The 10,020-nt window shown below is 50.9% G+C and carries 8 protein-coding genes; 1 reads left to right on the top strand and 7 read right to left on the bottom strand.

Going from position 1 to position 10,020, the window contains the following annotated elements; genetic code table 11:
- Positions 1-82: 82 nt before the first annotated feature.
- Together ileS and ribF are read right to left on the bottom strand one after the other, a co-directional pair.
- Positions 83-2,869 (bottom strand): isoleucine--tRNA ligase, encoded by a 2,787-nt coding sequence (gene ileS, locus HMPREF9370_RS03960; RefSeq protein ID WP_009116040.1) that lies wholly within the window; start codon positions 2,867-2,869, stop codon positions 83-85.
- Positions 2,870-2,986: 117 nt separating this feature from the next.
- Positions 2,987-3,922 carry a bifunctional riboflavin kinase/FAD synthetase gene (ribF, locus tag HMPREF9370_RS03955; RefSeq protein WP_009116039.1) on the bottom strand — a complete coding sequence of 312 codons (936 nt, stop codon included), beginning with the start codon at positions 3,920-3,922 and terminating at the stop codon, positions 2,987-2,989.
- Between the two features lie 229 nt (positions 3,923-4,151).
- Between ribF and HMPREF9370_RS03950 the strand changes: the two genes are divergently transcribed.
- Positions 4,152-4,901, top strand: a complete 750-nt coding sequence (locus HMPREF9370_RS03950) for an amino acid ABC transporter permease (RefSeq protein ID WP_009116038.1) — start codon at positions 4,152-4,154, stop codon at positions 4,899-4,901.
- Positions 4,902-5,075: 174 nt separating this feature from the next.
- Here the strand turns inward: HMPREF9370_RS03950 and HMPREF9370_RS03945 are convergent, their stop codons facing one another.
- The 5 genes from HMPREF9370_RS03945 to HMPREF9370_RS03925 form a co-directional block, all read right to left on the bottom strand.
- Positions 5,076-6,353 carry a tetratricopeptide repeat protein gene (locus HMPREF9370_RS03945; protein ID WP_009116037.1) on the bottom strand — a complete coding sequence of 426 codons (1,278 nt, stop codon included), beginning with the start codon at positions 6,351-6,353 and terminating at the stop codon, positions 5,076-5,078.
- A gap of 189 nt (positions 6,354-6,542) precedes the next feature.
- On the bottom strand, positions 6,543-8,582 hold the full coding sequence (recG, locus tag HMPREF9370_RS03940; protein WP_009116035.1) for an ATP-dependent DNA helicase RecG: 2,040 nt from the start codon (positions 8,580-8,582) through the stop codon (positions 6,543-6,545).
- Positions 8,583-8,669: 87 nt separating this feature from the next.
- A complete protein-coding gene (locus HMPREF9370_RS03935; protein ID WP_009116034.1) occupies positions 8,670-9,131 on the bottom strand; it encodes an HAD domain-containing protein in 462 nt (153 codons plus the stop codon).
- A gap of 165 nt (positions 9,132-9,296) precedes the next feature.
- Positions 9,297-9,632, bottom strand: a complete 336-nt coding sequence (locus HMPREF9370_RS03930; protein WP_009116033.1) for a type II toxin-antitoxin system HicB family antitoxin — start codon at positions 9,630-9,632, stop codon at positions 9,297-9,299.
- Complete coding sequence (locus HMPREF9370_RS03925; protein WP_009116032.1) at positions 9,629-9,883, bottom strand: type II toxin-antitoxin system HicA family toxin; 255 nt, start codon at positions 9,881-9,883, stop codon at positions 9,629-9,631. Before HMPREF9370_RS03925 ends, HMPREF9370_RS03930 begins: the two co-directional genes overlap by 4 nt.
- Positions 9,884-10,020 lie beyond the last annotated feature (137 nt).

Genomic DNA, 10,020 nt, shown 5'->3' with positions numbered 1-10,020 from the left:
GGGCTTTTAAGCCATCCCAAACATAAATGCCTGTCTGAAAACTTTTTCAGACAGGCATTATATTGGTTAACTGATAACGGCTTTATGCATAATCGCGATGTTCGCCTTCTCCATCAATATTCCCGGCGCAACGCTTACAAATAGTCGAATGCCCGGCAACAGAGCCGATATCATCTGTGTAATGCCAACAGCGTTCACACTTCTCGCCGTTGCTCACTTTAGCAGTTACAGAAAGCTCGCTGCCTTTGCTAACGGTCGCTTTAGACACCAATAACACAAAGCGTAATTCATCACCCAACGCTTTCAAATATCCGGCCAAATCTTCCGGCGCGGTAATCTCCACTTCCGCCTGCAAAGAAGAACCAACGGTTTTATCGACACGCAAAGGTTCAATAGCGGCAGTTACTGCCTCGCGCACTTGGCGCACAGCTTCCCATTTGCGCACCAATTCAGCTTCGCTTTTTTCGTTCATTGCGGGAAATTCGTGCAGAGTGTGGAACAAAACGCTGTCTTCTTCTCCCCCGCCGATAATGTCCCAAGCTTCTTCGGCAGTAAAGCAGAGAATCGGGGAAATCAACAACACAAGGCTGCGAGTGATATGGTACAGCGCGGTTTGCGCACTGCGGCGCGCATGGCTGTCTGCTTTAGTGGTATACAAGCGATCTTTCAAAATATCAAGATAGAATGCACCCAAATCCTCTGAACAGAATGCCACGATGTCTTTCACAGCAAAGTGAAACGCATAACGCGGATAATAATCACCGGCCAAACGCTCTTGCAGGCGGCGTACCAGCACCATGGCATAACGGTCAATTTCCACCATTTGATCTTGCGGAACCGCATCATCCATGGGGCGGAAATCGCTCAAATTGGCAAACAAAAAGCTCAGAGTATTGCGGATGCGACGATAGCTTTCTGTTACGCGTTTTAGAATTTCCTTAGAAATCGCCAACTCGCCGGAATAATCGGTAGAAGCTGTCCACAAACGGAGGATATCGGCGCCGAATTCGTTATACACTTCTTGAGGTGCCACCACATTGCCCAATGATTTGGACATCTTACGGCCGTTTTGGTCAACCACAAAACCATGGGTTAACAATTGCTTATACGGCGCACGACCAACCGTGGAGCAACCTGTCAACATAGACGACTGGAACCAGCCGCGGTGCTGGTCGCTGCCTTCGAGATACAAATCGGCAGGCCAAACCAACTCTTCACGCCTTCTCAACACAGAAAAGTGGGTGCTGCCGGAATCGAACCACACATCCATGGTATCGGAAAGCTTTTCATATTGTTCGGCTTCTTCGCCCAACAATTCATGCTTATCCAAGGCAAACCACGCTTCAATGCCTTTTTGCTCAATTTTTTTGGCAACCTCTTCCAAAAGCTCAGCCGAACGCGGATGCAGTTCACCGGTTTCTTTGTGAATAAAAAAAGTCATAGGCGTACCCCAGTTGCGCTGGCGGGAAACCACCCAATCGGGGCGCCCTTCAATCATAGCTTCCAAACGTGCCCGACCCCAAGCAGGGAAAAACTCGGTATTATCCACTGCTTTCATGGCTTTATCGCGCAAAGTTTTTCCATCAGCGCCGGTTTTATCCATACCGATAAACCATTGGCCGGTTGCGCGGTAAATCAAAGGCGTTTTATGTCGCCAGCAATGCGCATAGCTGTGTTCGATTTTATTGTTTGCCAGCAGCTTGCCTTCTTCTTCCAGCCATTCAATAATAACCGGATTGGCTTCCCATACGGTCATACCGGCTACACGCGGCATTTCGGAAATATAGCGGCCTTCGCCGTTAACCGGATTGTAAAGCTGTATGCCGTATTTCAAGCATACAAAATAATCTTCCAAACCGTGAGCCGGTGCACTGTGTACCAAACCCGTACCGGCATCGGTGGTAACGTGCTCACCGTTGAGCACCATAATGTCACGCTCTAAAAACGGATGGTTCAGATGCAAATGCTCAAGCTTGCTGCCGCTGGTTTCGGCTAAAACTTGCGTTTGACCTTCTTCAAACCCATAGCGTTTAACCGCATCCTCAACCAGATCTTTTGCCAGCACCAATTTACCTTTGGGCGTATCAATCAGTTGGTAAACCACATCTGCACCGGCAGCTATCGCCTGACTGGCCGGCAGCGTCCACGGCGTAGTCGTCCAGATAACGGCAAAAGCATTCCCGCTGATTTCAGACAGGCCAAATGCTTTGGTTAAAGCGGCATTGTCTTGAAACAGGTAAGCCACATCAATGGCATGGGAAACTTTATCTTTATATTCCACTTCCGCTTCTGCCAGCGAAGAGCCACAATCCAAGCAGAATTGAACCGGTTTTTCACCGCGATACAGATAGCCCGCTTTATAAATTTCACCCAGCGCACGCACGGTATCCGCTTCCGTTTGGTAGTTCATGGTGAGATAAGGATTTTCCCAATCACCCATCACGCCTAAGCGGATAAAGTCTTTTTTCTGGCGCGCGATTTGCTCGGTAGCATATTCGCGGCACAACTCGCGGAACTTGGAGGCAGGAATGGATTTACCGTGCAGCTTTTCCACCATCAATTCGATAGGCAGGCCGTGGCAGTCCCAACCCGGCACATAAGGCGCATCGAAGCCGGCCAACGTTTTGCTGCGGACGATGATGTCTTTCAAAATTTTATTGGCAGCATGACCGATATGGATGTCACCGTTGGCATAAGGCGGGCCGTCGTGCAGCACGAACTTCGGGCGGCCTTGCGCTTTCTCGCGCAATTTTTGGTAACGTTTCTGCTCGTACCAGCTTTTCAGCCACGCAGGTTCGCGCTTGGCCAAATTGCCGCGCATAGGAAACGGGCTTTCAAGCAGATTTACGGTTTTGCTGTAGTCGGTCATTTTGGTTCTCTGTCGCTGTGTTGTTCGGCCCGGCTCAGATTAAACTGCCGGCCCGATATTCTAAAGTAAAGAAAATAAAACTATTGTAACGGAATTGCCTTGATTTTATAAGGGCTTTCAGACAGGCATCGGCTGCCAGCCCCTTGCTTCGGCCATATCAGCGCGAATCTGCACCATCATGCTTTCTATATCGGGAAATTTTTCTTCGTTGCGCAATTTGTGCAGAAAATGAACATGCAGCCGCTCGCCGTAGATATTTCCATCAAAATCAAACAGATGAACTTCAAGCTTTTGCCGGCTGGTTTGAGAAACAGTGGGATTCACACCAAAACTGGCCACGCCGCGTTTTCTACCGAAGCTGCCTTCGGCTTCCACCACAAATACGCCGCTCAAAGCATAATGATGGTTAGGCAAATGAATATTGGCCGTAGGGCTACCGATCGTCCTCCCCAGTTTGGCCCCGTGTTTGACACGTCCGCTAAGCACATAATCATGGCCGAGCAGGCTGCTTGCACAATCCAGCAAACCGCCTGCCAAAGCTTGGCGCACCGCGGTGCTGCTAACCCGCATATTCTCAATCAACACGGAAGGCGTACGCTCTGTAAACATGCCTTGCTGGTTTTGCAACATCGCAAAATCACCTTCCCGCCCTGCTCCGAAACGGAAATCGTCGCCCACCAAAAGATAGCGCGTATCCAAGCTTTGACGCAGCAAGCGGTCAATAAAAGTTTGCGCAGGAATATCGGCAAAGCTCTGATTAAAACGCAACACCCAAACCGCATCCAAGCAGCCGGTTGCTTCCAGCAGCTTCAATTTATCGCGCAATGGGCTGAGCCGGAAAGGCAAAGGCTTGTTAAATTTACGCGCAAAAAATTCGGACGGCTGCGGCTCAAACACAATCGCCACCGCCGGTAGGCCGCGCTTCTGCGCTTCTTCTTTCAAGCGCCGCAGAATATGAAGATGCCCCAGATGAACCCCGTCGAAATTACCGATGGTTGCAGCAACCCCCTGAGCAAAAACAGGCTTTCGGTTTAAGCCGAACCAGATTTCCATGTGATTTTTCTAAGTAGTATTAACCAAAACCCGCTATTTTAAACGTTATGCCTGCTTTACGACAATCCGATACGGCAGCTTAATCCGTTTTAAATGCCTGTCTGAAAGAATTTATGTAAAACACAAAATTAAAAAACCTTTCAATTGTATTTTCTTGTAAAATACTGGGTTTACTTTTGTTTAAGCGCTTGCACGCGCCTTTAACTGCTGTTTTTCTAAAGAAAAAATTATGGATTTCAGATTCGACATCATCTACGAATACCGTTGGATGTTTCTTTACGGAGCGCTCACCACTCTGGGATTAACCGTAGCGGCTACCTTCGGCGGCACCATACTCGGCCTGTTCGGCGCATTGGCCCGCATCATACGCGTTGAAAAAGGCGGCTGGCCGCTGAAGCTTTTAGTAAGCCTGCTGCGCACCATCACCACCGTATACGTTACCTTATTTCGCGGCACGCCTTTATTCGTACAAATCTTTATTTGGCACTTTGTCTGGTTTCCGATTTTAGTCAGCTACGACGGCGGCATACTCATCAGCGGCGCAGAAGCCAATGAAATCCGCCGCAATTACGGCGCGCTGATTGCCGGTGTGTTGGCGCTTACCGTAAACGCAGGTGCATATATCACCGAAATTTTCCGCGCCGGCATCCAATCCATCGATAAAGGCCAAATGGAAGCGGCACGTTCACTGGGGTTGAGTTACCCGCAAGCCATGCGTTATGTGATTCTGCCTCAGGCAACCCGCCGTATGCTGCCGCCATTGGCCAGTGAGTTTATTACTTTACTGAAAGACAGCTCGCTGATTTCGGTCATCGCCGTTGCCGAACTGGCCTATGTGCAAAAAACCATTTCAGGCCGCTACTCCATTTATGAAGAGCCGCTTTATACCATCGCCCTGATTTATCTTGCGATGACCATGTGCCTGAGCTGGCTGTTTGCCTCGCTTGAGAAGAAATACAACGTTCAAGGCCGTCGTTAATCTAATCGTTAGATAAAATACAATGCCTGTCTGAAAACTTCCAGACAGGCATTATGCTTCATATAGCCGTAAAAATAAGCTTTTCATATAATGTGGCGGGCCGCAAACCATAGAGGAAAACACAGCAGTGCAAGCCAGCTTTGAATGGAAGATTCAGCTCCACCACTCACTATATCAGTCCAGCGGAGCCACTGTTATTTTAGTCAAACCCTTTTCCACGCCTTTAGAATAGCGGCGCGGGATATAAGCGCTCAATCCGCCGTTTTGCACCGTTGTTTCATAAGCGCACACCAAGCGCTCCTGCTCATTCACGATTTCTTCATAATTTTCACCAAACTGAGGCGAAATGCGGGTAAACAGCCGCCACAGGATACGGCTGCCTTCAGGCAGGTTGAGCGTGGCGGAAATATGCGAGTTGCCTTCATCACAGCCCACATGATGGTGGTCGGGATCAAAGTTTTCCCATGTTTCGGGAAAGTCCGCCGCATTCATAAAGCCAAACAAGCGGTCATGGGCGCACACGCTCTGGCGCACATAAGGCCAGATATTTTCACGCAGGAAAAACTGGTCGGCAAAATGGCGCGATTCCAAAGGCTTTTTCAGATAGGCCTCAATCTTGCCCCTCATATCCGGCACCGCACCTGCAACCATGCCCCACAAGCCCGCCAAAATCAGCTCGGTGTGCGTACCCGCGTCGCGCATGGTGTGAAACAGCTTGCCGCTTTCCAGCCATGCCGCCACGGCTTTGGCTTCGCGCGGGGAAATCACCGAATCCGCATCGCGAAACAGCACATAAGCCGCATCCTCATCGTCCGCCGCCAGAAAACGCCAAAGCGTACCCGGCCAGCTTTGCAGCGTTTCATCCACCCGCACCACTTCCGCGCCCGCCTCTTTCAAACGGCTGACCACATGCTCCGGCACGCTCCCGTCAATATAAAAGCGGCATACCCAACCCGGATAAACCAGCGGGCACAGTTCGGCATTCATCACGGCCGGTTCGCCATACGCGGAGCTTGCGCCGAAAAGCGAGAACGAAATGATTTTTTTGCCCGCGTTCTTCGGTTCGATTTTCGGTAGCTCTGGGCAGGTTCGGCCGTAAATTTCGTCTCTCAACTCCAACGCGCGCAAACCATATTTACCGCAGCCTGCCCAATCTTTCTTGCCATCATAAGCATGCGACAAAGCATCGTGGGCATTGATGTGCTTCGGGTCGCGCCTCAACACCTGCTTGGCATACTTAACCGCTTCGTCCCACAAACCGCTTTTCACCGCCATCGTTGCCGCATCGCTTAACGGCGCAGTGGAATTCGGCGCTAATTTATGCGCTTTCAAAGATTCTTTCATCGCCTGCTGAAAATGACCCGCAGCCGAATATTCCTTAAAACGGGCGGAAATTTTATTGAGTTGTTGCTGGATTTTTTGCTGCTGCGGCGTGAGCTGCTTCGGTTTCATGGGGACACTCCGTTAGGATTGAATGCGTTTTCAGACAGGCATCATATGCCTGTCTGAAAAGAGATTAGATTGTGTTGAGGCTCAAATTAAATCTTAAGGTCAAATAATAATTTGCCGCAAGGTTCGGCAAAAGCCGTTTGCCTGCAAAGGTTTTCAGACAGGCATATGAATGCCTGTCTGAAAACAAAACTACACACCCAAATAACCTTCGCGGCTGCCCAGCCATCTAGCCAGATGCGCATCCACAATATCCGGCTGCCCGGCAATCAGTTTCGGCGCAATATCGCGTGCCAATTCCAGCAGGCGCATGTCTTCTTCCAAATCGGCAAAACGCAGCATCGGCACCCCGCTCTGCCGCGCACCGAGAAACTCACCCGGCCCGCGGATATTCAAATCCTGGCGGGCGATTTCAAAGCCGTCGGTATGCTCGTAAATCACTTTCAAGCGCGCTTTGGCCAGCTCGCTCAAAGGCTCTGCAAACAAGAGCACGCAGCTGCTCGCCGCCGCGCCGCGCCCCACCCTGCCGCGCAACTGGTGCAACTGCGACAAACCCATGCGCTCGGCATGCTCAATCACCATCAGGCTGGCATTCGGCACGTCCACGCCCACTTCGATAACCGTGGTCGCCACCAGCACATGAATTTTGCCCGCAGAAAAATCTTCCATCACGGCCGCCTTTTCCGCCGCTTTCATTTTTCCGTGCAGCAAACCTACGTTCAGCATGGGCAAGGCCTGTTGCAGCTCAAGCTGCGTGTCCACCGCGGTTTGCAGCTGTAGCGTTTCACTTTCCTCAATCAGGGGGCACACCCAATATGCCTGCTGCCCTTTTTCACAGGTGCCGAGCACAAACTGCTCCACTTCCGCGCGCCGCAAGCTGTTGACCAAACGGGTTTTCACCGGTGTGCGCCCCGGCGGCAGCTCGTCAATCACCGACACATCCAAGTCGGCAAAAAAGCTCATGGCCAGCGTGCGCGGAATCGGCGTGGCCGACATCATCAGCTGGTGCACATCCTGCCCTTTGTTTTTCAAGGCCAAACGCTGCGCCACGCCGAAACGGTGCTGCTCGTCCACAATCACCAAGCCCAAATTCTGAAACTGCACATCGTCTTGAAACAAAGCATGCGTGCCAACCGCTATCTTGACGCCGCCGCTTTCCAGCAAGGCTTTGGTTTGCTCTTTCATTTTCTTGCGCCCGCTGCCCGTGAGCCAGGCCACGTCCAAACCCAAAGCGCCAAACCATTGTTTGAACTTCATATAATGCTGCTCGGCCAGAATTTCGGTGGGCGCCATTACCGCCACCTGGAAGCCGGCTTCAACCGCAGTCAGCGCAGATAAAGCCGCCACAATGGTTTTCCCGCTGCCCACATCGCCTTGCAGCAGGCGGTGCATCGGGTGCGGCTGCCGCATATCCGAGCGGATTTCGTCCAACACCCGCTTTTGCGCGCCGGTCAACCCAAACGGCAGATTTGCCAACAGCTTACCGCTCAGGCTGCCGTCGCCGCGCAAAGGTTTCGCCTGCCCGTTGATGCGCTTTTGGCGGGCGAGCCGCATGGATAGCTGCTGCGCCAGCAATTCATCAAACTTCAACCGCTGCCACGCAGGCAAAGCACCGTCGGCCAAGCGCGTGATGCTGTATTCCGGCGGCGGTGCATGCAACAGACGCAGGCTTTCGGCCAGGCCGGGCAGCTTCAATTCGGATAATAAAGCGTCCGGCAAAGTATCATGCAGCGACACCGCATCAAGCGCCGTTTGAATGATGCGGCGCAAAGTGGGCTGGTTCAGACCGTTTACCGTGGGATAAACCGGCGTGAGGCTTTCAGACAGGCCTGTGTTTTCCGCATCCCTGATTTTCGGGTGAATCATCTCGTTGCCGAAAAACCCGTGCTTGATTTCCCCCACCGCACGCACCCGCCGCCCCTGCGCCAGCTGCTTCTGGGTGCTGGCATAAAAATGAATAAACCGCAAAAACAACACTTTGCCCGCATCATCCCGAATCTGCACAATCAGCTGCTTACGCGGCTTAAACTGAACATCCTGCCGCACTACCACACCTTCAACTTGGCAAGGCACACCCAAAGGCGCATCCGCAATCGGCGTAATATGCGTTTCATCTTCATAACGCAGCGGCAAATGCAGCACCACGTCCCACGCGCTGTGCAAATCGAGCTTCTCCAGCTTCTGCGCAGCGGTATCCGTGATTTTCAGCAGTTTTTTTGTTTCAGGCGTCATCGTTTTACGGCATTAACACATTAAAAACAGATACTTTCAAATCCATCCATGCTTTCAGACAGGCATTCCCGATGCCTGTCTGAAACATCAGCATTCCCAAACACGCTTCAACATCAACGCCAAAGCAGGCAAATCATCTTCCATCAGCCCCGTGCTGTTGTCGCAGAAAAAAACCCTGTCTTTATGCTGATCAAAAAAACCTTCCAAATCATCCAAAGCCAGCCAGCTTTCCCCTTCCCTGCCGTTCTGTTCCAACCAAGCCAGAATCTCACGCTCCCGCACTCCCTTTCCCGTCTTCTTACGGAACACCGGCTTACGGAACACCGGCGTCGCCCCGACAATCCGCCGCCCGAACCCGGGCGAAAACAGCACCTGCAATTCCGCCAACCCGCGCCCTTCCCGCCAAGACGAAGACACCACAACATCAATATCTGCATACTCCGGCCTGCTCAAAAACGCTTCCAACACAGGCACTTGGCTGAAACAATCCGCCCGTTTCTTAAACGGCCACGGATGCAGCACCCCATCAAAATCCAAAAACAAAACCATATTTGCAGCCTTGCGTTTAAAACCCGTTTTCCATCATTATCTGTCTTTATAATTTAATTTATTGAATATAAATATAAAATAATTTTCAATAAAATAAATTACCCACTTTTTTACCCAACTTTTACGCTCACTTGAAAATCGGAAGAAAGGCAGGAAAATCTTTCTTCAGATATGGGCAGATTGGCTGATTGCACGGTTTACCCACTCATTAAGGCTGATATTTTGCGCCGCTGCCGCCGCGGCCGCCGCTGCATGGGTTTCAGGGCTTACCCGCACATTAAAGCGGCCTGAATACTGTTTATACGGCTCAATACCTTTTTCTTTGCACACATCGAGAAAAACCGCCAAACTGGCCGCCCCCTCTTTGTGCAAGTCTGCCACGTTATCGGCGTAAAAATCCGCCCCGCCGTTGAGGCCGATAAACTCGCCGCGCAGTAACTCGGTTTCAGGGTCGTATTGAATAATGGCTTTATGGCCGTTGATTTCCATTACATTGTTCATGGCTTTACTCCGTTTTCTTCCAACCATTTACGCACGCTTGCAACCGCGCCTTTATCCGTATCAGGGCTTGAATGCGGCCTATGAAACACTTTCACTTGCCCGAAAAGGATGACCGCTATACGGCTGCCCTCCCTTTCTTGAACTTCCGCGCCCAATTCGATAAACAGGGCTTCAATATCCGCCCATTTAATGCTGCCGGATACGGGGCGGCTGAATATTAAAGCAAGTGTTCTTTGGTGTTTCTTTTTCATAAAAAATAAATGGCACTAATATTTAGTACCATTCTAAAACAAGGCGGGTGGCATGACAACCTTAACTGCTATAACCGGGTAAGCAAGCCCCGATTGAATAAGGGGCTGAAGCAGATTAGCCCTAGATTTATACAGCT

It is taken from the genome of Neisseria wadsworthii 9715 (assembly GCF_000227765.1).
Classification (GTDB): Bacteria; Pseudomonadota; Gammaproteobacteria; order Burkholderiales; family Neisseriaceae; genus Neisseria; species Neisseria wadsworthii.
Note: the sequence above shows the minus strand (reverse complement) of the source record. Positions and strands in the feature narration are given on the sequence as shown.

Bases quoted from the DNA above. Each gene is read 5' to 3' on its own strand.
- HMPREF9370_RS03925 (WP_009116032.1), bottom strand. From the start codon at position 9,883: ATGAAAAAGAAACACCAAAGAACACTTGCTTTAATATTCAGCCGCCCC.
- HMPREF9370_RS03950 (WP_009116038.1), top strand. From the start codon at position 4,152: ATGGATTTCAGATTCGACATCATCTACGAATACCGTTGGATGTTTCTT.
- recG (WP_009116035.1), bottom strand. From the start codon at position 8,582: ATGACGCCTGAAACAAAAAAACTGCTGAAAATCACGGATACCGCTGCG.
- HMPREF9370_RS03935 (WP_009116034.1), bottom strand. From the start codon at position 9,131: ATGGTTTTGTTTTTGGATTTTGATGGGGTGCTGCATCCGTGGCCGTTT.
- ileS (WP_009116040.1), bottom strand. From the start codon at position 2,869: ATGACCGACTACAGCAAAACCGTAAATCTGCTTGAAAGCCCGTTTCCT.
- HMPREF9370_RS03930 (WP_009116033.1), bottom strand. From the start codon at position 9,632: ATGAACAATGTAATGGAAATCAACGGCCATAAAGCCATTATTCAATAC.
- HMPREF9370_RS03945 (WP_009116037.1), bottom strand. From the start codon at position 6,353: ATGAAACCGAAGCAGCTCACGCCGCAGCAGCAAAAAATCCAGCAACAA.
- ribF (WP_009116039.1), bottom strand. From the start codon at position 3,922: ATGGAAATCTGGTTCGGCTTAAACCGAAAGCCTGTTTTTGCTCAGGGG.